This window comes from Azospirillum sp. B21, assembly GCF_008364825.1.
Taxonomy (GTDB): Bacteria; Pseudomonadota; Alphaproteobacteria; order Azospirillales; family Azospirillaceae; genus Azospirillum.
In genome coordinates this window covers 1-20,603 of record NZ_VTTO01000016.1, presented here as the reverse complement: position 1 = coordinate 20,603, position 20,603 = coordinate 1, and the positions used below count along the sequence as shown (strand labels likewise).

Genomic DNA, 20,603 nt, shown 5'->3' with positions numbered 1-20,603 from the left:
GCCCGCACCGGTGCCCCCGCCTACAGTTCGCCGAACGGCTCGCCCATGAGCGTCTTCGCCTACCGCAACGGCGTGCTGCACGCCGAATCCGTGTCGCTGGAGGATGTGGCGCGCGAGGTGGGCACCCCCTTCTACCTCTATTCCACCGCGGCGCTGGAATCGCACTACAACGCCTATGCCGGCGCCTTCGCCGGCCAGGATGCCGGCGTCTGCTACGCGCTGAAGGCGAACTCCAACCTCGCCGTCATCCGCACCCTGTCCAGGCTCGGCGCCGGCGGCGACGTGGTGTCGGTGGGCGAGATGAAGCGCGCGCTGGCCGGCGGCATTCCGGCCGAGCGCATCGTCTTCTCCGGCGTCGGCAAGACCCGCGACGATCTGCGCGCCGCGCTCGAGGCCGGCATCCACCAGATCAACGTGGAGTCGGTGCCGGAGTTGGAGGCGCTAAGCGAGGTTGCTTCGTCCATGGGCGTGGAGGCCCCCATCGCCTTCCGCGTCAACCCGGATGTCGACGCCAAGACCCACGCGAAGATCGCCACCGGCAAGAAAGAGAACAAGTTCGGCATCGACTACGACCATGCGCGCGAGATTTATCAGCGCGCGGCGGCCCTGCCGGGCATCAAGCCGGTCGCCATCGCCGTCCATATCGGCTCGCAGCTGACCGACCTCGCCCCGTTCCGGGCGGCTTACGAGCGGGTGGCAGCCCTGCTGCACCAGCTGCGCGAGGACGGCCACGACATCCAGCGCCTGGACCTCGGCGGCGGGCTCGGCATCACCTACAAGAACGAGGCGCCGCCCGATCTGGCCGATTATGCCGCGATGGTGCGCTCCATCACCGGCAATCTCGGCTGCCGGATCACGCTGGAGCCCGGCCGCTCGCTGGTCGGCAATGCCGGCATCCTGGTCAGCCGCGTCATCTATGTGAAGCAGGGGCTGCACCGCCGCTTCGCCATCGTCGACGCGGCGATGAACGACCTGATCCGCCCGTCGCTCTACGACGCCTATCACGGCATCGTCCCGGTGGCCGAGCCGGCCGACGGCGTCGCGGCGGAGCCCTACGACGTGGTCGGCCCGGTGTGCGAGAGCGGCGACACCTTCGCCGTGCAACGCCCGCTGCCGCCGCTGGCCGACGACGACCTCGTCGCCTTCCTGTCGGCCGGCGCCTATGGCGCGGTGATGGCCTCGACCTACAACACCCGGCCGCTGGTGCCGGAGGTTCTGGTCAACGGCGACCGCTTCTCCGTCATCCGCCCCCGCCCGACGGTGGAGGAGATGCTGGCAGCCGAGCGCGTGCCCGACTGGCTGTAAGGAGTCCTGGCTGTAAGGGCTCGTTCATGATGGGAAGAGGCTCCGGCCTCTTCCCATCCCCTCAGGTGCGGATCAGCCCGTCCGTCTTGGACGGCTCGGCCGGCGGATTGACTGGCGGATTGACCGGGCCCGGCGACAGTTGCCAGCCGTCGAGCGCACGCTTCAGCGCGTCCAGCCCGGCCCCGGCGGAGGATTTGGCCTCGTCGGCGGCGCGGGTGATGGCGGCACAGAGTTCGGCGCGCCGCTTGGGATCGTCGCGGCTTTCCTCCAGCGCGCGCCCGACATCGTCGGTCGTCCCGCCGTTCTTCGCATCGGGCGGCGCCGTCTTCGGGTCGATGCCCAGGAGCGGCAGCAGATACTCCCGCCCCTTCTCGCGCGCCAGCGCCACCGCCTTGTCCCCGAACCGCTCCGCCGTCGCCAGACCGGCGTCCCAGGTGCTGAGCGCGGCCGAGACGGTCGGGCTGCAGCGGCCGGCGGGATCCTCCGGCGACGCCGTCTGCGCCTGCAGCGGGGCGGCCGAGAGCAGCAGGACCGCCAGGGCCGGCACGGCAAGGCGGCGGATGGAACTGGATGGGCACGTCATGCGGGCAAACCTGTGGTCTTGAAGGGGCCTAACGGTCATTTGGGGAGGCGGCATGCGCCTTTCCATGGCCCCGCCCGATCCGGTACCGCCGGCCCGGATCATTCCGTCTAGCGCCTGGAAAGTGCGCAGAGGCCGCAACCTGTGGCGATTTTGCTACCAAATGACTGTTTCATGACTGTTACATGACATGCCGCCGCTGCACTGCGCGGCGAAGCGTGCTAAGAGCAGCGCCAAATCACCCCAGTTACCGCGAGTCACCGTCCCATGCTGCTGCGCGCTTTCCGTTCGCTGATGCCGAAGGAGGAACGCTTCGTCGACCAGTTCGTCGAGCAGGCCCGCCACATCGTGGCCGCAGCCGCCGCCCTGGAGGCGGTGATGGACGCAGGACCGGAGGAGCGGGCGCAGAAGATCGCGGCGCTGAAGCGGGTGGAAAAGGACGCCGACCGCATCGCCAAGGATGCCGGGCGCGACCTGCACCGCGCCTTCATCACCCCCTTCGACCGCTCCGACATCCTGTCGCTGATCAACGCGCTGGACGACGCCATCGACCTGATGGACGAGGTGCCGCGCCATGCCGGCCTCTACGGCATCGAGACGTTCGACGAGCCGATGCGCCGCTTCGTCGTCCTGATCCGCCAGCAGGCCGACGTGATGGTGGAACTGATGCCCCTGCTGGGCGCCATTGCCCGCAACGCGGAACGCATCGACCATCTCTGCGGCCGCATGTCGGACCTGGAGGACGAGGCCGACGACGTTCTGCGCAGCGCGCTGCAGTCGCTGATCGCCGAGAAGCCGGACATGATCGCCTTCCTCGGCCGGCGCGAACTGTACGAGATGCTGGAGGCGGTGACCGACCGCTGCGACGACGTCGGCGACCTGGTCGCGGGCATCACGCTCGATCAGGTCTGAGGCGACGGCAATGGAGGCCCTCCAGCTCGCTCTGCCGGCGATCATCTTCATCGTCTTCGTGGCGCTCGCCTTCGACTTCATCAACGGTCTGCACGACGCGGCGAACTCCATCGCCACCGTGGTGTCGACCCGCGTGCTGTCGCCCAAGCTGGCCGTGCTGTGGGCGGCCTTCTTCAACTTCATCGCCTTCCTGTTCTTCGGCCTGCATGTCGCCACCACCATCGGCACCGGTCTGGTCGACCCGCTGGTGATGGACCCGGCGGTGATCCTGGCGGCGCTGATCGGCGCCATCGGCTGGAACCTGATCACCTGGTATCTCGGGCTGCCGTCCTCGTCGTCCCACGCGCTGGTCGGCGGCATCGCCGGGGCGGGCATCGCAAAGGCCGGCTTCGGCGCCATCATCGCCAGCGGCTTCACCAAGACGGCGGTCGCCATCGTGCTGTCGCCGGGCATCGGCCTGCTGCTGGCCCTGCTGTTGATGCTGGTGGTGTCCTGGGTGCTGCGCCGCTCCGCCCCCTTCACGGTCGACCGGCAGTTCCGCCATCTCCAGCTCGTCTCCGCCGCTCTCTACAGCCTTGGCCATGGCGGCAACGACGCGCAGAAGACGATGGGCATCATCGCCGTTCTGCTGTTCAGCCAGGGCATGCTGGGCGATACCTTCTACGTGCCCTTCTGGGTCATCATCACCTGTCAGGCGGCGATGGGGCTGGGCACCATGATGGGCGGCTGGCGCATCGTCCGCACCATGGGCTCGCGCATCACCGACCTGAAGCCCTATCAGGGATTCTGCGCCGAGACCGCGGGCGCCATCACGCTGTTCGGCGCGACGTGGCTCGGCATTCCGGTTTCGACCACCCACACCATCACCGGCGCCATCGTCGGCGTCGGCTCCGCCCGCCGCACCTCGGCGGTGCGCTGGGGCTTGGCGGGCCGAATCGTCTGGGCCTGGGTGCTGACAATTCCCGCCTCCGGCATCGTCGCCGCCCTGTCCTACCTGCTGGTGGCCGGCCTGCTGACCCCGTAAGCGGGCCGCCGGGCCGCCCGGCCGGGCGGGAAATCGGGGGCAGGAACACGACGCGAACGGATAAACCCTTCGTTCAGCAGCGCGGCCTTGACCCGGAAGGGCTGGAACGGCAGGATCGGTGCGGTGGAGACAGGATACCGGTCATGCCGCATATCGAACGCACCGACCAAGGCGAGCAGTATGTGCTTCCCGGCACCGAACGCCGGACGGCTCCCGGCTTGCCCTATGCGGCGGAAGCCGATGGCCAGCTGACCCTTCATTTCTACGCCCCGCCCGAGAAGTCCGAACGCCGGTCCCGCCCGACCTCCGCGCGCGCCCTGCCCGCCACCCCGGCGATGCCCGCGGTGATGCCGGCCGCGATGACCCAGGTCCAGACCTCCACGTCGGGAGAGGCCACGGCGCAAAGCCTGTTCGGCCGCCGCCTCGCCCATTTCCCGCAGGTGTTCGAGCAGCCCTGAGGGGCAGTCGGCAGTTTCCCGCGCAGGGGCGTCACCCCGACATTTCACGATGGATTACGCAACGCCCGTACGGCTGCGGTCGGATGCAAGCGTGCGGGCGACCTGACGCAGCAGGAGCTCGCGGTCATAGGGCTTGCCGATGTGCCCGTTCATGCCGGCCTCGCGGCACTGGCGCCGTTCCTCTTCCGATGAGCCGGCAGTCAGCGCCAGGATCGGCACATCGCCGCGGGGCGGCGGCATCGCACGGATGGCCCGGCTGGCCTCCAGCCCGTCCATGCCCGGCATCTGCACGTCCATCAGCACCAGATCGTAGTCGCCGGCCCGCATCGCCTCCACCGCCTCGGCACCGTCGGCGACCAGATCGATGCCATAGCCGCTGTCACGGAACAGGGCGGCCAGCAGTTCGCGGTTGATCGACAGATCCTCGGCGATCAGCAGGCGCGGCGGCCCGGCCGGCCGGGGTGCGGCGGGAGCCGGCACGGAAACCAGGGGAGCCGCCGGGACGGAGGAAGGCGCAGTCACCGCCGCCCCGCGCGCCCCGGCGATGCGGGCCAGCTGCTGGCGCAGTTCGTCGATGGAGAAGGGCTTGGCGATCATCGCCACCTCGGGTCCGAAGGCGGCGGGGTTGCCGACGGCATGCGCGGCGAAACCGGAGGCCAGCAGCACCGGCAGGCCGGGGCGCATGCGGGCGGCCTGCCGCGCCAGCTCCGTACCGTCCATGCCCGGCGGCATGACCACGTCGCTCAGCATCAGGTCCAGCGGCTCCGGCCCGTCCAGGATCACCAGCGCCTCGTTGGCATTGGCCGCCGCGATCACGCGGTGCCCCCAGCCGCGCAGCAGCCCGGCCACCATGTCGCGCACGGTCGGGTCATCGTCCACCAGCAGGACCGACAGCGGCTGCACCGCTGGGGCCGGGGCTGGGGCCGGGGCGGCAGGAATCGGGACAGGCGCAGGCGCCGCCCGGGGTGCCTGCCGGGGTTCCGGGGGCAACAGGCGGGCAGCCGGCAGGCGCACCGTCACCGTGGTTCCGACGCCCAGCGTGCTGCGCAGCGCCAGGGTGCCGCCATGCAGTTCCACCAGCCGTTTGGTCAGCGGCAGTCCCAGCCCGGCGCCCTCGATGCCGCGGTTGGCGGCACTGTCCACGCGGGCGAAAGGCTCCAGCACGCGGTCGACATCCTCGGGCGGAATGCCGAGGCCGGTGTCGGTGACGCGGATCACCGGAACACCGTCCTCCACAGCGGCAGACAGGGTCACGGAGCCGCCCGACGGCGTGTATTTCACCCCGTTGGCGATCAGGTTCAGCAGGATCTGGCGGATGCGCCGGTCGTCGCCGCGCAGGTGCCGCACCGCAGGCGCCACCGCCGCCGACAGCAGCACGCCGGCACGCTCCGCCCGCGGGGTCAGCATGCGGACGGCGAAGTCGGCCGCCGCCTCCAGGTCGCAGCGCCCCTCCTCGATCGGAAGCGCGCCGGCTTCCGCCCGCGCGTGGTCGAGGATCTCGTTGATCAACTCCAGCACATGCTGGCCGGAATCGCGGACATTGGCGGCATATTGCCGGTAGACCGGGGTGCCGACCGGCCCTTCCGCCTCGCGCGCGATCAGGTCGGCGAAACCGATCACCGCGTTCAGCGGGGTGCGCAGCTCGTGGCTCAGCCCGGCCAGGAATTCGCCCTTGGCGCGGTTGGCGGCCTCGGCGGCCCGCCGCGCGGTCTCCGCCATGTCGCGGGCATGGTCGAGTGCGGCGGCCAGACGGGCGCTCTCGTCGCGCTCGGCGCTGGTCCGCTCCACCGCGTTGCGCGCCTCGGCCAGCGCCACCTGCGCCTTGCGCTCGCGATCCAGGTAACGCAGGCCCCAGGCCAGCGCCGCCAGGATCGCCAGCAGCCCGACGACGGTCTCCACCACCGTGTACAGGGTGCGGGTGCGCCATGCGGCCATCGCCTCGGTCCGGTCGATGCCGGTCAGCACCACCAACCCGTAATCGCGCATCGTGCGGTAGGCGGCGATGCGCAGCACGCCGTCCAGCACCGATGGCGACAGATATTGCCCTTCCGGCGCCTCGCGCAGTTTGCTCTGGAACAGCAGCCCGCCGGCGACCGACCGGCCCACCGAGGCCTCGGTCGCCGGGCGGCGGGCGACGACCTCGCCGTTCGGACGGTAGACGCCGATCAGCGGATCGAACTCGAAGCCCAGCATGTTGTAGAAGTCGGTGAGGGTATCGACCCGGATCGACGCGGACGCCACGCCGACGAATCGCCCCTCGTCGTCATGCAGCGGGCGGGACACCGGGAAGACCAGCGGCTGGCTGCCGGTGCGGCCGGGCTGCCCGGCGCCGATATGCAGGCGCATGCCGCTCCGCAGCGCCTCCAGCCCGGCCGGATCGGCGAAGCCGGCGATGCGGTTGGGAAAGCTGGCCGATTCCAGGACGGCGCGGCCGTCGGCGTCATAGATCCAGATCGCGTCCGCGCCCTCGATATGGGCTGCATATTCGCGCAGGCGGGTCCAGTGCTTCAGGTCGCGCACCTTCTGCGGCCCGCCGGCCTCCGCCACCATCGCCGCCGTCTGGTCGAGCGCGATGTCGGCCGTACGCACCGTCCGGTGGACATGGTCGTCCACCAGCCGGGCCATGTCGCGGACCATGGCGAAGCGGCGCTGCTGAGTGTCCTGGTAGTCGTAATAGATCCTGTGCGCCGCGTTGCCGGCCAATGCGGCCAGGACGACCACCACCACCAGAGCGCCCCGGACGAAGCGTCCCACAGATCCTCCCGGAATTCCCCGACCCGCCGCGCGATGCAGCCCGACCAACGCGGCCAAACCGATGCTTCAGCTCCAAACTATCATGAATCCCGCCGTCCCGGCGCGCTATTCGACGGCGACGCGCCTCAGGGTTTGCCCCGATAGCGGGGCGCCGTGGCGGCATGGGGCGATCTCCCGCAGAAAAATCGCCGCCACCCCCATCTTGCACGGGGTACCCCACGGGCCCAAATGCGCGGGCGTCTCGACCATTGGGGAGGTAGGAACATGGGTCTGTTCGATATGTTCAAGGGCAACGCTCCGCTGGAGCTGAACCCGCGCCGGGCGCTGGTCGTCTCGCTGATCTACTGCATGGGATCGGACGGCGAGATCGATCCGGAGGAGGTGGGCCATCTGGTCTCCGTCCTCGGCCGCAACGCCACGCGGGAGGAACTGGACCGCTGCTTCAAGTTCGCGCGCAGCACCCCGCCCGACACCTTCCTGGGAGAGGTCGCGCCGAAGCTGAACGAGCAGCAGCGCCTGTGCATCCTGCTGAACATGATCGACAGCGCCATGGCCGACGGCGAGGCGGAGCAGGGGGAACGCGACCTGATCATCCGCTTCCAGCAGGCCTTCGGCTTCGACGACGCCAAGCTGCAACCCTATTTCCAGGCGCTGGTGGTGAAGAACAGCCGGACCGTGCTGGACGCCTGACGGCCGGGTGAAGCCGGCTTCCGGTCCCGGCCCGCCGGGACCGGGAACGGCCGGCAACGCCTTGCCCGGATGGGGAAAACCGCGGACGGCGCAAGAGGGGATTGCCGCAGGAGTTCGGCGGAATTTGCCGCGTCTGACCCGCGAAACGGTCACAGGCGGAATAAACCGCCCCGACCTATGTTGATGCAGGTTAGAGGCCGGCCACCGTCAGCTTTGCCGTTGCGCCCGCTGTGGCATGAACGTTCAATTGTCACAGCCGAACGTCATAGGCACCGTTGTGGGAACTGGTCCGAAGGTTTAATCTGTTCGTACCCCCAACCAATTCCCGAACATGGGAAGGTGCCATCCATGAATCTGCACAGTCTGGCCAGCGACATGGTGCAAACCGTTCTGGCCTGTGAAAAGGCGCTCCCCGGTCGGGCGAACGCCGACGATCAAGATCTCGCCCGGCACATCCTGGTCGAACCCGACCACGCCTGGCACGTTTGCGAGACCTACGCCCGCGCCGTCCGCATACCGGTCGAACAGCTCCCGGTCAGCCAGCTCCGCGGCCTCATCAGCGACATCGTCCTGTCGAAGCTTCCCCGTTACGACTGAGTTTCTCGATCCCAAGGGCCGGCGCCGTATCCGGCCGATGGCCGGAACGATCCGGGTACTTCATTCCCGCAATTCCTGTTCCGTGGTGCCACCATGGCGATCGAGCTTCATTCCTTTACCGTAACGCTGGCCGTCGCGGATTCCTCCGGCTGTTCCAGCGCCGCCGAACATCGTGCCCGCATCTGGAAGGCCGTGTCCGAGCTGTCGGCCGCCGTCCGCAATGCCGGCATGGCGACCGAGGCCCGCTTCCGCGGCCAGGACCGCCAGGGCCATGTCCTGTTCGAGGCGACCGACACCGGCGCCGCCTTCCTGCGCGGCCTGCCCGCCATCGCCCGTGTCGACGACGCGCGCATGGGCAGGGGGCGCGTGCAGCTTCGCCACTGACTTCGTCGCCGAAGGGCCGCCGGGTATCCCCCGCCGCATAAACGAAGGCCCGCCGCTCCAATCCGGAGCTGCGGGCCTTGCCGTTTTCAGCGCATGACGGTTCCGCTCAACGCGCGCGGTGGCGCAGGGGCCGGACGTTGCTTTCGGTTTCGACCTCTTCGGTCGGACGCACCTTCTTCAGCTGGACGATGAAGCGCTCGGCGCCGTTCTCCATGACCGCGATGCCGGTCAGGCCATGCGCCCAGTCGCACGGGACGACGTGGATCTCCTTGATGGTGGCGGTACCGGCGGCAAGCTCCGCGCGATCCAGGACCACGTCCCCGACCCGGAACCCCAAATAGGCGTCTATCAGCATTCTGTTGGGTGTCCGTCTTCCGTTTCAGCCCACGCACCGGGTCCGGCACCAGGGGCCGGGCTCCTTCACGATAAGCCATCTTGCCACAGATTGGGCTTTTCGCGACGCTTTCCCAGCGACGGCGTCGCAGTAAACCGACGGAGACCTCCGATGGTTCCAGCCGCGGACGGCCGGACATTGTTGCCGGCGGGGCGATTGGGATAGGGTCTGCCGGCTTTTGCATCCTCCTTTCCATCCCTCCCGAGAGGTCCGTCGGTCGTGCAGAGTTGGCTGGTCCTGGCCGTGTCGGCGGCCTATCTGGGGGTGCTGTTCGCCATCGCCTGGTGGGGAGACCGGCGCACCGCGGGCGGAACGCTGGTGCTGTCCTCCCCGCGCGCGGCCGGCATCCTCTATGCGCTGACGCTCTGCATCTACAACACGAGCTGGAGCTTCTACGGGTCGGTCGGGCGGGCATCGGCCAGCGGCTTCGATTTCCTGCCGATCTATCTGGCGCCGATGATCCTGCTGCTGGCCGCAAGGCCGGTGCTGACCAAGATCATCGCCATCACCAAGGCGCAGAACGTCACCTCCATCGCCGACTTCATCGGTGCGCGCTATGGCAAGAGCCAGGCGGTGGCGGCTCTGGTGACGCTGACGGCGCTGGTCGGCGTGCTGCCCTACATCGCGCTCCAGCTGAAGGCGGTGGCGGCCAGCTTCGACGTGCTGACCGCGCCGTCCCTGGCCTCGCCGGCGGCCCTGCCGCCGCCGATCTGGGGCGACACCGCCTTCGCGGTGGCGCTGTCGATGGCGGTCTTCACCATCCTGTTCGGCGTCCGTCACATCAACGCCAGCGAGCATCACCGCGGCCTGATGCTGGCCATCGCCTTCGAGAGCCTGGTGAAGCTGACCGTCTTCCTGGCGGTGGCGGCCTTCATCGTCTGGGGCATGTTCGACGGCTACACCGACCTGATCGCCCGGCCGCAGGCGGAACCGCTGCTGTCGCCCAGCTTTTCCGACCCCACATGGTGGTCGAACACGGCGATCTCGCTGATCGCCTTCCTCTGCCTGCCGCAGATGTACCATGTGATGACGGTGGAGAACGACAATCCCCGCCATCTGCGTGCCGCCGCCTGGATGTATCCGACCTATCTGGTCGCGCTCAGCGCGCTGATGATTCCCATCGCGGTGGCCGGCCTCGTCACCTTCGGCGACGGAATCAACCCCGACACCTTCATGATCACCCTGCCCATCGCGGCGGGAGCCAGCGGCTTCAGCCTGCTGTCCTTCATCGGCGGCCTGTCGGCGGCGACCGGCATGGTCATCGTCGCCGCGGTGTCGCTCAGCACCATGCTGTGCAACGACGTGGCGATGCCGCTGCTGCTCAGCCGCCCGCGCTTCGCCGCCCGCGTCGGCCGGCGCGACATGGTCGGCACGCTGCTTCTGGTGCGGCGGCTGTCGGTGCTGGGCATCCTGCTGCTGGCCTATGTGATGCACCGGCTGGTCGACCGCGATTACCCGCTGACCGTCATCGGCCTCCTCTCCTTCGTCGCGGTGGCACAGTTCGGGCCGGCCTTCTTCGGCGGGCTCTACTGGCCGCGGGCCAACAGGGTGGGGGCGCTGGCGGGGCTGGGCGCCGGCTTCCTGCTGTGGGTCTACACCCTGCTGGTGCCGTCGATGGCCCGCATCGTCCCGGTGCCCGACGCGCTGTTCGATGTCGGCCCCTGGGGCATCGGCTGGCTGCGCCCGCAGGCGCTGTTCGGGATCGAGGGGCTGGACCCGATCTCCCACGCCAGCCTGTGGAGCCTGCTCGCCAACCTGATCGCCTTCGTCGCCGGCTCCCTGCTCGCCCGGCCCAGCGCGGTGGAGCGCACCCAGGCCGTCTTCTACACCACCGCCACCGCCGACCAGGACGACGACGACACCCCCCAGGCGCTCGCCAAGCTGGCCGACCTGCGTGCACTGGCAATCCGCTTCGTCGGGGCGGAGCGGGGCAACGCCGCCTTCGATGCTTATGCTGCCGGCCGTAAGGGCGAAACCGGCCCGGCCGACCTCGACGCCGTCCGCTTCACCGAGACGCTGATCGCCGGCGCCATCGGTGCGGCGTCGGCGCGGGTGGTGATGGCGGCCTCGCTCCAGGGCCGCTCGCTGTCGCGCGGCGACGCCATGGCGATGCTGGACGAGGCGTCGGAGGCGCTGCGCTTCAACCGCAAGCTGCTGCAGGCGACGTTGGAGAACATCGGCCAGGGCATCTGCGTGATCGACGCCGATCACCGCATCGCCGCCTGGAACCACCGCTATCTGGAACTGCTCGACCTGCCGGCCGACATGGTGCGGGTGGGCGTGCCCTTCGCCGATCTGGTCCGCTTCAACGAGCGGCGCGGCGAATACAGCGCCCACGACATGAAGGCGCTGCTGACCAACCGCGACACCGCCAACCTGCAATGGCCCTACCGCTACGAGCGGCGCCGGCCCGACGGCACGGTGCTGGAGATCGTCGCCAACCCCCTGCCGGAGGGCGGCTACGTCTCCACCTACACCGACGTGACCGAGCGCTACCGCGCCGCCGAGGCCCTGCGCGAGGCCAACGAAAGCCTGGAGCACCGGGTGCAGGAACGCACCGACGCCCTGCAGCAGGCCAAGGCGGAGGCCGAGGCGGCCAACGCCAGCAAGACCCGCTTCCTCGCCGCCGCCAGCCACGACCTGCTGCAGCCGCTGAACGCCGCCCGCCTGTTCGTCTCGGCACTGGAGGAAAGCATCCGCGTTCCCTTGCCGACGGTGGAGCAGCGGGTGTCCGAATGCGGCATGATCGACAATGCCGCCGCCGCCCTGCGCTCCACCGAGATGCTGCTGGGCGGGCTGCTCGACATCTCCTCGCTGGATGCCGGCAATGTCCGGGTGCAGATGCGCAGCTTCGCCATCGACGAATTGCTGGGCGGGCTGGGTGTGGAGTTCTCCGCCCTGGCGCAGGAACGCGGGCTGACGCTGAAGGTGGTCGGCTGCGGCGCCGCGGTGCGGTCGGATCCGCAGCTGCTGCGCCGGGTGCTGCAGAATTTCCTGTCCAACGCCATCCGCTACACGCCCAAGGGCCGGGTGCTGCTCGGCTGCCGCCGCCACCGCGACCCCATTCATGGCGACCGCCTGCGCATCGAGGTGTGGGACACCGGCCCCGGCATCCCCGAGTCCAGGCACCACGAGGTGTTCGAGGAGTTCCGCCGGCTGGGCGGTGAAGACGGCAACGGCGACCCGACCGACAAGGGGTTGGGGCTGGGCCTCGCCATCGTCGACCGCATCGCCCGGCTGCTCGGCCATCCGGTCAGCATGCGCTCCACCGTCGGGCGCGGCACCGGCTTCACCGTGGAGGTGCCGATGGAGCAGGCGCGCGCCGCCCCGGTCGTCCGCCCGGTCTCCGTCCCCACCGCCCTGTCGGCCGGACTGCTGGTGCTGTGCATCGACAATGAGGAGCCGATCCTGGCCGGCTTGCGCGCCCTGCTCGGCCAATGGGGCTGCCGGGTGGCGACGGCGTCGGACGTGTCCGGCGCGCTGGCGGCGCTCGCCCCCTTCGACGGCGCGCTTCCCGACGTGGTCTGCGTGGACTATCACGTCGGAGGCGGGCAGACGGGGCTTGCGGTTCTGCAGCGGTTGCGGGAATTGTGGGGCCGTCCGGTCAAGGGGCTGCTGCTGACCGCCGACCGGTCCGAAGCGGTGCGGGCCGAGGCGGAGCGTTGCGGCTGCGGCGTGCTCTACAAACCGGTGAAGCCGGCGTCGCTGCGCCGCTTCCTGAACGGAGCGGCCCTGCAGACGTCTGCCGTGGCCGAACGGTAAGGCCGGAACCGGACAAAAGCCGGACGGCCGCGAATGGGGGGGAGTGCGGAAGCCATGGGCGAGGACAGCGCAACGGGAGAAGGAACGACCATCGTCATCGGCGACGACCACCCGCTGGTGCAGGCGGCGCTGCGCGACGCGCTGGGCAAGGCGATGCCGGAGGTGCGGGTGATCGAATGCCCGGACCTCGACTCGGTGATGACCGCGGTGGGGCGGCGGCCGGCCGACATCGACCTCGTGCTGCTCGACCTCAACATGCCCGGCACCCACGGCTTCGCAGGCCTGTTCATGATGCTAGCCCACCACCCGACCGTGCCGGTCGCCATCCTGTCGGCGCTTCAGGACTCCGACACCATCCGCCGGGCGCTGGCCTATGGCGCCTCGGGCTACATTCCCAAATCGCTGTCGATGCCGGCGATGGCCGACGCCATCCGCGCCATCCTGTCCGGCGAGACCTGGGCGCCGCCGCTGTCCGCCGCCTCATCCGAAGCCGACGAGGCCGATGCCGCCCGCCGCTTCGCCTCGCTGTCGCCGCAGCAGCTGCGCATCCTGACCATGATCGTCGACGGCAAGCTGAACAAGCAGATCGCCGGCGAGCTGAACGTATCGGAGCAGACGGTGAAGGTCCACGTCTCCAGCATCCTGCGCAAGCTGAACGTGGTCAGCCGCACCCAGGCCGCCGTGGTCGCCGGCCGGCTGGCGGTGGGCGGGGATGTGCTGCGGTAGAAGACGGTGTCAGCTGATGGTCCTTTGCCCGCCACCCAGGGTTTTCGACCTCAGAATGACCCATGGCGTCTCCGACCCACGGAATTCGCAGATCGACAGGAGCTGGTTGAAATCCCCGATTCCTCTGATGATCGGCGGAGCCGCGACGACACGCCGGCTGAGATCGACGATTTCGATGTCATGGGTTGCATGGAACCGGCTCATGAATCCGTCCAGGCTGCGGTCGCCGCTCGGATGCACCTCGACGACCATGTCCAGGTCGGCAAGTTGCGGGAAGCTGTCGAGGTTCAGCAGGGTGAACTCGCCGCCCTCGATGTCGCAAAACAGCAGGACCTTCTTTTCCACCGGGACCTCCGACTGTCCCGGAACGAATTCCGCTCCCAGGCGGATCCGGGATGCCAATCCGTTGTCCGCAGCGATGACGGCACATGCCTCACGCAGATGCGCCTGAATTTCATAGGCATGCACAACCGCATCGGGAAACATGCGCCCTAGTCCTGCCGCGTAGTAGCCTTCGGCGCAGCCGATATTGAGAACAACCCCATAGCCGCGATCGCCCAGCCCAACGATATGCGGTTGCAGATTCGCTTCGTATGTCCCCAGCAGGCGGGGGAACAGGCTGCCTTCGAATATAGGAGGATCGTACAAAAGCCCTTCGAAAATTCCACTCTTCACGGTCATGGGGCTATTGTCAAAAAGCTGTGCGAAGAGCGCAAAGTGCTTGTATTGGACCAGCAGATCCAGAAGCTCAGAAATTTTCTTCGGATCTGTCTCGCTCTCTTTTCTAACGACCAAAACTCTATTATAGATTTTCCCCAACAAAGCTGTGACCTGAGATTTTGCGCGCACTACAGATCTCCCAAAGGGTAACCGGAAAATTATAGCCGATGCCGAGTGCATGTCATAGGAGATGGGCGGATGGCCGCTTCTCTTTCCGGCTTGGTGGTGTGATCGCACTCGGCCCTCTAGCTCGCCGATAGAGACCGCGGAGCACGTTCTCCTTATGTGCTCGTCCTATGGCCGCCGCCGCCGCGAGTTGCTACTGTGGCTTCTCCGAAAGCCGGAATGAAAGCCACGGGCCAGCAATGATCGCCCCAACCGAACCGACCGGCGGCGAACCGCACAATGCCCGGCACTGCGTCTGCCGCGACTGCGCCGCCGCCCCATCAAGCGCAGGCCAGGGCGAGGTCACGCGCTGCCCGAAATGCGGCAGCCGGCGGCTGTTCCGCCATGCGGAACTGCACAGCCTGTCCATCGGCCACATCGACTGCGACAGCTTCTATGCCACGGTGGAGAAGCGCGACCGGCCGGAACTGGCGAGCCGGCCGGTGATCGTCGGCGGCGATGACCATCGCGGGGTGGTCGCCGCCTGCTGCTATGTCGCGCGAATGTCGGGCGTCCGCTCCGCCATGACGATCCGCGAGGCGCTGGACCGCTGCCCCGATGCCACCATCATCCGTCCCAACATCGCCAAATACAAAGAGGTCGGCCATCAGGCCCGCGCGATCATGGAGGCCTTCACCCCCCTGGTGGAGCCGATCAGCATCGACGAGGCCTATCTCGACCTCACCGGCGTCGAGGACCGTCTCAGCATCAGCCCGGCCCAGGCGCTGGTGGAGATCGTCCGCCGCTTCGAGCAGGAGCTGCGCATCACCGCCTCCATCGGCCTCAGCTACAACAAGCTGCTGGCGAAGATCGCATCGGACCTCGACAAGCCGCGCGGCTTTTCCGCTCTCGGCCGGGCGGAGGCGGCGGGCTTCCTGGCGCCCAAGCGGGTCACCATACTGTGGGGCGTCGGCCCGGCGCTGGAGCGCAAGCTGTTCGCCGACGGCATCACCCGCGTCGGCGACCTGCAGGACAAGGACGAACATTGGCTGGTCAAGCGCTACGGCGCCATGGGCCGGGTGCTGTACAGCTACTCCCGCGGCGAGGATTCCCGCCGGGTGACCCCTGAGTCGCCAAGCAAGAGCATCTCGTCGGAGGAAACCTTCGACTGGGACGTCACCACCCTACCCGCCCTGGCGCAGGAGCTTCGCCCTCTGGCCGACAAGGTCGCCCGCCGGCTGGAACGCGAAGGGCTGCTGGGCCGCAGCGTGGTGCTGAAGCTGAAGACCAAGGATTTCCAGCAGCTGACCCGCTCCCGCCGGGTGGAGCCGACCCGCTCAGCCGACGCGATCCTGGCCGCCGGCGTCGCGCTCCTGGAACGCGAGGTGGACGGCCGCGCCTTCCGCCTGATCGGCATCGGCTGCACCGACCTGACCCACCCGGAAACCGCACCGGATCCGGAACTCGATCTGTTCGGGTGAGAGGTGGCATGAAAGATCAGCGGCCTTGACACATGGCTGTATTTCCCATCAGACGGCACGAACGGGAGCAACGTCGCGAGGCTGGAGGATGGGCGTGCAGTCGCTCTCCCGACCGCGGATCATGCGGCGACGGCGCCCCCGTCCGCAATGGGAGGCTCGACGGCCAAAACGGTCAGGGTCTTCGCCTCGCCCTCGCGCGTGTACCATGTGATCGACTGTCCTTCCGCGACGCCAATGAGGGCCGCGCCAATGGGAGTCAGCACCGACACCCGACCGGTCGCGAGGTCAGCATCACGCGGATAAACCAGGGTGACAGTCCGCTCCTGCCCGGTTACCTCGTCCCGGAACGCCACGCGTGCGCCCATCGTGACCACCGGCGTCACGAGTTCGCTGGCATCGATCACCGCCGCGCGCTCCAGTTCGACCGTGAGGTACTCGTATACATCGGGCAACCTCTCGGAAACGGCCTCTACCAGAGCCGAGAGGCGGTCATGGTCGGTGGCGGTCAGCACGATGGGCGGAAACTGGTCTGCGGGACGCATCAAAGTCTTCCTTTGCTTTTCTCGGCATGCGCAAGCGACCGCCAGGCGGCGCCCCCCGGTGGACGCCTCATCGGTCATGCAGCGGTTGCACGTGATAACCCCGCGGCCGCATGGATGCGGTTCGAGCGGATCTCTTGGATTCGGAGACTATGTTGGCCCCGGACGGTCCGGGAGCCTTGCCTCAGGCGACCAGATCCGGGGCGGGCGAGCCTGCGTGAACGCGGCCTGCACGCAGGAGGTTACGGATTTGGCGGGGCGGCAGTGTCATGGTTCCCCAAGCTTGGACAGGTTCGCTCCGGAATTCAAGGATTACCCGATCACGACGGGGGCACGCGGCCCCTCCCACTCCCTGAAGCAAGCCCTTCCGGAGCGAACGCGCGCCCTTGGGCAAGAGGAAGACGTTCCCGCAACGGTCAGTCCGCCTGTTCCTCCAGCGCCGGCAGGCTGCCGGGGCGCACCACGCTGCGGATGGCGAAACTGGACTGGATGCGCTGGACGCCGGGCAGGCGCGACAGCGAGTCCTTGTAGATGCGGTCATAGTCGGCCGGGTCCTGCGCCACCACCCGCAGCAGATAATCCGAACTGCCCGACAGCAGGTAGCACTCCCGCACCTCCGGACAGCGGCGCACCGCGGTGTCGAAGCGGCGCAGATACTCCTCGGTCTGACGTTCCAGCGTGATCTGGACGATGACGGTGACTGACCGCTCCTCGTCCGCCGTCTCGATGATGGCGGTATAGCCGCGGATCACGCCGGAATGCTCCAGCATGTGCAGGCGGCGCAGGCAGGCCGATGGCGAAAGCCCGACCTCCGCCGCCAGCTTGGCGTTGCTCATCCGGCCATCCTTGCGGAGAAGGCGCAGGATCTTGTGGTCCAGGGCGTCCAGGGCGTGCATGCAACTTTATTCGAAGACGTGGAGGATTCTGCGAAAGCTCCACCACACTATGGGGGATTCATGCAAGGCTTTGCAGAGATTCACCCGATCGGACGGACGTATAGTGGCCTATCCGAGACAATCCGCCTGACCGATGGTTTCCAGTGACACCAGATCGGGTTCGACGGGGGTTCGCATCGGGGAGAACTCTCATGGTCACTTCTTGCATGGTCACGCGCATCGGCGTGCCCAAGGAAATCAAGAACCACGAGTACCGTGTCGGGCTGACGCCGGCATCGGTCCGCGAACTGGCGGCGGACGGCCATGCCCTGCTGGTGCAGAGCGGCGCCGGCGCCGAGATCGGCTTTTCCGACGAGGCCTACCGCGCAGCGGGGGCCGAGATCGCCGGGTCCGCCGAAGAGGTGTTCGCGAAGGCCGACCTTATCGTGAAGGTGAAGGAACCGCAGCCGGCGGAATGTCGCAGGCTGCGACCGGATCAGGTGCTGTTCACCTACCTGCACCTCGCCCCCGATCCGGAACAGGCCCGGCTGCTGATGGAAAGCGGCTGCACCGCCATCGCCTACGAGACCGTCACCGACCGCGCCGGCCGCTTGCCGCTGCTGGCGCCGATGTCGGAGATCGCCGGCCGCATGGCGATCCAGGTCGGCGCCGTAGCATTGCAGAAAAGCAACGGCGGCTCCGGCATCCTGCTGGGCGGCGTGCCCGGCGTTCTGCCCGGCAAGGTGCTGGTCATCGGCGGCGGCGTGGTCGGCGCCAATGCCGCCCGCATGGCGATGGGTCTGGGCGCCGACGTGACCATCGCCGACCGTTCCATGCCCCGGCTGGCCCAGCTCGACGACCTGTTCGGGCCGCGGCTGAAGACCGTCTATGCCTCGGCCGACACGCTCGACCGCTTGGTCGCCGACAGCGATCTGGTGATCGGCGCCGTGCTGGTGCCGGGGGCGGCGGCGCCGAAGCTGGTCCGCCGCGACCAGTTGGCCGGTATGCGCCGCGGTTCGGTTCTGGTGGACGTCGCCATCGACCAGGGCGGCTGCTTCGAGACCAGCCACGCCACCACCCATTCCGACCCGACCTATGTGGTGGACGGGGTCGTCCATTACTGCGTCGCCAACATGCCGGGTGCGGTCGCCCGCACCAGCACCGAGGCGCTGAACCACGCCACCCTGCCCTTCGTCCAGGCGCTCGCCGGCAAGGGGTGGAAGCGGGCGCTTGCCGAGGATCCTCACCTGCTGGAGGGACTGAACGTCCATGCCGGTCACTTGACCTACGCGGCGGTCGCCGACGCCCTGGGTCAGCCCTTCACCGACCCCCGCGGGCTGGTCGGCTGAACATGTGAACAGCTGTTGACAAAGAACTGAACGAAATTCGACAAAAATATCGATTTCAGAAATTTCGTTCTGAAATCGATATCGACAGCGCGAGGAATGTTGTTTTTTTCCGCCGCAGGAAAGAGAGTGTTGCGCCTACGGATCAAGTTGCTTTACCTGTCTGTGACAAGAAAAAGGGCAGCATCCGCCACCGGCACCCAAGTGCCGGGGTGAGAGGCCAAGAACAGAATAGAACAGGGTAAGGCTCGGCGCCTTTCGCCGACTGGGCTGGGCCGGACGGCCGTTCCGTCCGATCCGGCCGATTCACAACAGGTTTGCCCGGCAGCCATGCCGGTGGGGACGCCACGGCCGCAAGCCGTGCCGCGCAAGTGGGAGCTGTTGACCATGGCCGAACGACGGAATGCCGCCCGGGTGCGGGACCGCGCCCCCGCGACAGTGTCGCGCGTCCGGATGACGTCGCCGCTCGTCCTGATGGCCGTTGGTCCGATTCCGGGCCGCCGGACCATCCCGGCCCTCCACATGCAGACCCGCACGGGTCCCCCATACCGCCTTTGACCGAAGCCCCGCCGGATCCCGCATCCGGCGGGGCTTCGGCAAGAACCGGGTGCGGCGGCGGGGTTCCAAGCGTCCCCTGCCTTGGTCCTGGATGTTCTCCCCCGTTCATCCGGATCGGAACTCCGCCGCCGCACACGGCTCAATCCAGTTTTTTGAGTGCCTGCCTATTCGGTGATCTGGGAGAGTGGGAGAAGAGCGCCTGATGGATTATTTCATACAGCAATTGATCAACGGCTTGTCGCTTGGGGCGATTTACGGCCTGATCGCGATCGGCTACACGATGGTGTACGGCATCATCGGGATGATCAACTTCGCCCATGGCGAGATTTACATGATCGGCTCCTTCGTGGCGCTGATCACCTTCCTGGCCATCGGCGCGCTCGGCATCACCTGGGTGCCTCTGGCCCTGCTGGTCATGCTGCTCGCCTCCATGCTGTTCACCAGCGTCTATGGCTGGACGGTCGAGCGCATCGCCTACCGGCCCCTGCGCTCCTCACCCCGGCTGGCGCCGCTGATCTCCGCCATCGGCATGTCGATCTTCCTGCAGAACTACATCCAGCTCCTCCAGGGCGCCCGCTCCAAGCCGCTGCAGCCCATCCTGCCCGGCAACCTCACCCTGATGGACGGCGCCGTCTCCGTCAGCTACGTGCGCCTCGCCACCATCGTCATCACCCTGGTCCTGATGGTCGGCTTCACCATGCTGATCAACCGCACCTCGCTGGGACGCGCCCAGCGCGCCTGCGAGCAGGACAAGAAGATGGCCGGGCTGCTCGGCGTCAACGTCGACCGCGTCATCTCGCTGACCTTCGTCATGGGCGCAGCCCTCGCCGCCGTCGCCGGCATGATGGTGCTGCTGATCTATGGCGTCATCGACTTCTACATCGGCTTCCTGGCCGGGGTGAAAAGCTTCACCGCCGCCGTGCTCGGCGGGGTCGGCTCGCTGCCCGGCGCCATGCTCGGCGGCGTGGTCATCGGCCTGATCGAGGCCTTCTGGTCCGGCTATGTCGGCTCCGAATGGAAGGACGTCGCAACCTTCTCCATCCTCGTCCTCGTCCTGATCTTCCGGCCCACCGGCCTGCTCGGCCGGCCCGAGATCGAGAAGGTGTAAGCGCCATGACCATGCACTCCAACACCGTCTCGTCCGCCGCGGGCGGCGCTGCCCGCGGCGTCGACTGGGCCGCCACGATCAAGGACGCCGGCCTCGCCGCCTTCGTGGCATTGCTGCTGACCGTGCCGCTGGTGGGCTTGCGCACGGTCGACCGCCCCACCGGGCTCGGCATCGAAGCCCGGCCGGAGGAGGTGATCGCCTCCATCGCGCTGGTCTTCTTCGGCCGCCTCGGGCTGGGGCTGATCCGCCAGGGCATGGCGCTGCCGGTGCTGATCCTGGCGCTGC

General features: G+C 68.0%; 19 protein-coding genes. 13 read left to right on the top strand and 6 right to left on the bottom strand.

Annotated features, from left to right (window positions below):
* The first annotated feature begins 45 nt into the window (after window positions 1-45).
* Window positions 46-1,305 carry a diaminopimelate decarboxylase gene (gene lysA / locus FZ983_RS26545; protein ID WP_149227219.1) on the top strand — a complete coding sequence of 420 codons (1,260 nt, stop codon included), beginning with the start codon at window positions 46-48 and terminating at the stop codon, window positions 1,303-1,305.
* A gap of 61 nt (window positions 1,306-1,366) precedes the next feature.
* On the opposite strand, the gene FZ983_RS26540 is transcribed toward lysA, so the two are convergent.
* The gene (locus FZ983_RS26540) at window positions 1,367-1,888 is read right to left on the bottom strand and encodes a hypothetical protein (RefSeq protein ID WP_149227038.1); all 522 of its coding nucleotides are present in this window, start codon (window positions 1,886-1,888) and stop codon (window positions 1,367-1,369) included.
* A gap of 264 nt (window positions 1,889-2,152) precedes the next feature.
* On the opposite strand from FZ983_RS26540, the gene FZ983_RS26535 reads away from it, so the two are divergent.
* The 3 genes from FZ983_RS26535 (at window position 2,153) to FZ983_RS26525 (ending at window position 4,279) form a co-directional block, all read left to right on the top strand.
* Window positions 2,153-2,797: a DUF47 family protein gene (locus tag FZ983_RS26535; protein WP_108548800.1), complete on the top strand. Its 645-nt coding sequence runs from the start codon at window positions 2,153-2,155 to the stop codon at window positions 2,795-2,797.
* A 10-nt stretch (window positions 2,798-2,807) separates the two neighbouring features.
* Window positions 2,808-3,821, top strand: a complete 1,014-nt coding sequence (locus FZ983_RS26530; protein WP_149227035.1) for an inorganic phosphate transporter — start codon at window positions 2,808-2,810, stop codon at window positions 3,819-3,821.
* A 143-nt stretch (window positions 3,822-3,964) separates the two neighbouring features.
* On the top strand, window positions 3,965-4,279 hold the full coding sequence (locus FZ983_RS26525) for a hypothetical protein (protein ID WP_149227033.1): 315 nt from the start codon (window positions 3,965-3,967) through the stop codon (window positions 4,277-4,279).
* Between the two features lie 54 nt (window positions 4,280-4,333).
* Here FZ983_RS26525 and FZ983_RS26520 read toward each other — a convergent pair whose 3' ends face one another.
* Entirely contained in the window at window positions 4,334-7,033 is a 2,700-nt protein-coding gene (locus tag FZ983_RS26520; RefSeq protein WP_149227031.1) for a response regulator, read from the bottom strand.
* Between the two features lie 264 nt (window positions 7,034-7,297).
* Between FZ983_RS26520 and FZ983_RS26515 the strand changes: the two genes are divergently transcribed.
* From FZ983_RS26515 to FZ983_RS26505, 3 genes are all read left to right on the top strand, one after another.
* The gene (locus FZ983_RS26515) at window positions 7,298-7,723 is read left to right on the top strand and encodes a TerB family tellurite resistance protein (RefSeq protein WP_188092524.1); all 426 of its coding nucleotides are present in this window, start codon (window positions 7,298-7,300) and stop codon (window positions 7,721-7,723) included.
* Window positions 7,724-8,071: 348 nt separating this feature from the next.
* Entirely contained in the window at window positions 8,072-8,320 is a 249-nt protein-coding gene (locus FZ983_RS26510; RefSeq protein WP_085092051.1) for a hypothetical protein, read from the top strand.
* Between the two features lie 93 nt (window positions 8,321-8,413).
* Window positions 8,414-8,704, top strand: a complete 291-nt coding sequence (locus FZ983_RS26505; protein ID WP_149227029.1) for a hypothetical protein — start codon at window positions 8,414-8,416, stop codon at window positions 8,702-8,704.
* A 106-nt stretch (window positions 8,705-8,810) separates the two neighbouring features.
* Here FZ983_RS26505 and FZ983_RS26500 read toward each other — a convergent pair whose 3' ends face one another.
* Window positions 8,811-9,059: a hypothetical protein gene (locus FZ983_RS26500; RefSeq protein WP_111070105.1), complete on the bottom strand. Its 249-nt coding sequence runs from the start codon at window positions 9,057-9,059 to the stop codon at window positions 8,811-8,813.
* A gap of 258 nt (window positions 9,060-9,317) precedes the next feature.
* Between FZ983_RS26500 and FZ983_RS26495 the strand changes: the two genes are divergently transcribed.
* Entirely contained in the window at window positions 9,318-12,860 is a 3,543-nt protein-coding gene (locus FZ983_RS26495) for a PAS domain-containing hybrid sensor histidine kinase/response regulator (protein ID WP_149227027.1), read from the top strand.
* Between the two features lie 54 nt (window positions 12,861-12,914).
* Window positions 12,915-13,586, top strand: coding sequence for a response regulator transcription factor (locus tag FZ983_RS26490; protein ID WP_149227025.1), 672 nt, complete (start codon window positions 12,915-12,917; stop codon window positions 13,584-13,586).
* Window positions 13,587-13,595: 9 nt separating this feature from the next.
* Here the strand turns inward: FZ983_RS26490 and FZ983_RS26485 are convergent, their stop codons facing one another.
* Complete coding sequence (locus FZ983_RS26485; RefSeq protein WP_149227023.1) at window positions 13,596-14,435, bottom strand: hypothetical protein; 840 nt, start codon at window positions 14,433-14,435, stop codon at window positions 13,596-13,598.
* A gap of 236 nt (window positions 14,436-14,671) precedes the next feature.
* Between FZ983_RS26485 and FZ983_RS26480 the strand changes: the two genes are divergently transcribed.
* Window positions 14,672-15,892 carry a DNA polymerase IV gene (locus FZ983_RS26480; RefSeq protein WP_149227021.1) on the top strand — a complete coding sequence of 407 codons (1,221 nt, stop codon included), beginning with the start codon at window positions 14,672-14,674 and terminating at the stop codon, window positions 15,890-15,892.
* A gap of 119 nt (window positions 15,893-16,011) precedes the next feature.
* Here the strand turns inward: FZ983_RS26480 and rnk are convergent, their stop codons facing one another.
* Both rnk and FZ983_RS26470 read right to left on the bottom strand, forming a co-directional pair.
* On the bottom strand, window positions 16,012-16,434 hold the full coding sequence (gene rnk / locus FZ983_RS26475; RefSeq protein WP_247883991.1) for a nucleoside diphosphate kinase regulator: 423 nt from the start codon (window positions 16,432-16,434) through the stop codon (window positions 16,012-16,014).
* A gap of 413 nt (window positions 16,435-16,847) precedes the next feature.
* The gene (locus FZ983_RS26470; RefSeq protein ID WP_149227017.1) at window positions 16,848-17,327 is read right to left on the bottom strand and encodes an Lrp/AsnC family transcriptional regulator; all 480 of its coding nucleotides are present in this window, start codon (window positions 17,325-17,327) and stop codon (window positions 16,848-16,850) included.
* A gap of 206 nt (window positions 17,328-17,533) precedes the next feature.
* Here FZ983_RS26470 and ald point away from each other — a divergent pair, with 206 nt between their 5' ends.
* The 3 genes from ald to FZ983_RS26450 form a co-directional block, all read left to right on the top strand.
* Window positions 17,534-18,655 (top strand): alanine dehydrogenase, encoded by a 1,122-nt coding sequence (gene ald / locus FZ983_RS26465; RefSeq protein WP_149227215.1) that lies wholly within the window; start codon window positions 17,534-17,536, stop codon window positions 18,653-18,655.
* 757 nt (window positions 18,656-19,412) lie between these two features.
* A complete protein-coding gene (locus FZ983_RS26455; RefSeq protein ID WP_149227013.1) occupies window positions 19,413-20,318 on the top strand; it encodes a branched-chain amino acid ABC transporter permease LivH in 906 nt (301 codons plus the stop codon).
* Window positions 20,319-20,323: 5 nt separating this feature from the next.
* A partial coding sequence (locus FZ983_RS26450; RefSeq protein WP_149227011.1) for a DUF3382 domain-containing protein occupies window positions 20,324-20,603 on the top strand: 280 nt, incomplete at its 3' end.

Bases quoted from the DNA above. Each gene is read 5' to 3' on its own strand.
- FZ983_RS26505 (WP_149227029.1), top strand. From the start codon at position 8,414: ATGGCGATCGAGCTTCATTCCTTTACCGTAACGCTGGCCGTCGCGGAT.
- rnk (WP_247883991.1), bottom strand. From the start codon at position 16,434: ATGCGTCCCGCAGACCAGTTTCCGCCCATCGTGCTGACCGCCACCGAC.
- FZ983_RS26480 (WP_149227021.1), top strand. From the start codon at position 14,672: ATGATCGCCCCAACCGAACCGACCGGCGGCGAACCGCACAATGCCCGG.
- FZ983_RS26470 (WP_149227017.1), bottom strand. From the start codon at position 17,327: ATGCACGCCCTGGACGCCCTGGACCACAAGATCCTGCGCCTTCTCCGC.
- FZ983_RS26490 (WP_149227025.1), top strand. From the start codon at position 12,915: ATGGGCGAGGACAGCGCAACGGGAGAAGGAACGACCATCGTCATCGGC.
- FZ983_RS26510 (WP_085092051.1), top strand. From the start codon at position 8,072: ATGAATCTGCACAGTCTGGCCAGCGACATGGTGCAAACCGTTCTGGCC.
- FZ983_RS26500 (WP_111070105.1), bottom strand. From the start codon at position 9,059: ATGCTGATAGACGCCTATTTGGGGTTCCGGGTCGGGGACGTGGTCCTG.
- FZ983_RS26525 (WP_149227033.1), top strand. From the start codon at position 3,965: ATGCCGCATATCGAACGCACCGACCAAGGCGAGCAGTATGTGCTTCCC.
- FZ983_RS26540 (WP_149227038.1), bottom strand. From the start codon at position 1,888: ATGACGTGCCCATCCAGTTCCATCCGCCGCCTTGCCGTGCCGGCCCTG.
- FZ983_RS26530 (WP_149227035.1), top strand. From the start codon at position 2,808: ATGGAGGCCCTCCAGCTCGCTCTGCCGGCGATCATCTTCATCGTCTTC.
- lysA (WP_149227219.1), top strand. From the start codon at position 46: ATGAGCGTCTTCGCCTACCGCAACGGCGTGCTGCACGCCGAATCCGTG.
- FZ983_RS26455 (WP_149227013.1), top strand. From the start codon at position 19,413: ATGGATTATTTCATACAGCAATTGATCAACGGCTTGTCGCTTGGGGCG.
- ald (WP_149227215.1), top strand. From the start codon at position 17,534: ATGGTCACGCGCATCGGCGTGCCCAAGGAAATCAAGAACCACGAGTAC.
- FZ983_RS26535 (WP_108548800.1), top strand. From the start codon at position 2,153: ATGCTGCTGCGCGCTTTCCGTTCGCTGATGCCGAAGGAGGAACGCTTC.
- FZ983_RS26515 (WP_188092524.1), top strand. From the start codon at position 7,298: ATGGGTCTGTTCGATATGTTCAAGGGCAACGCTCCGCTGGAGCTGAAC.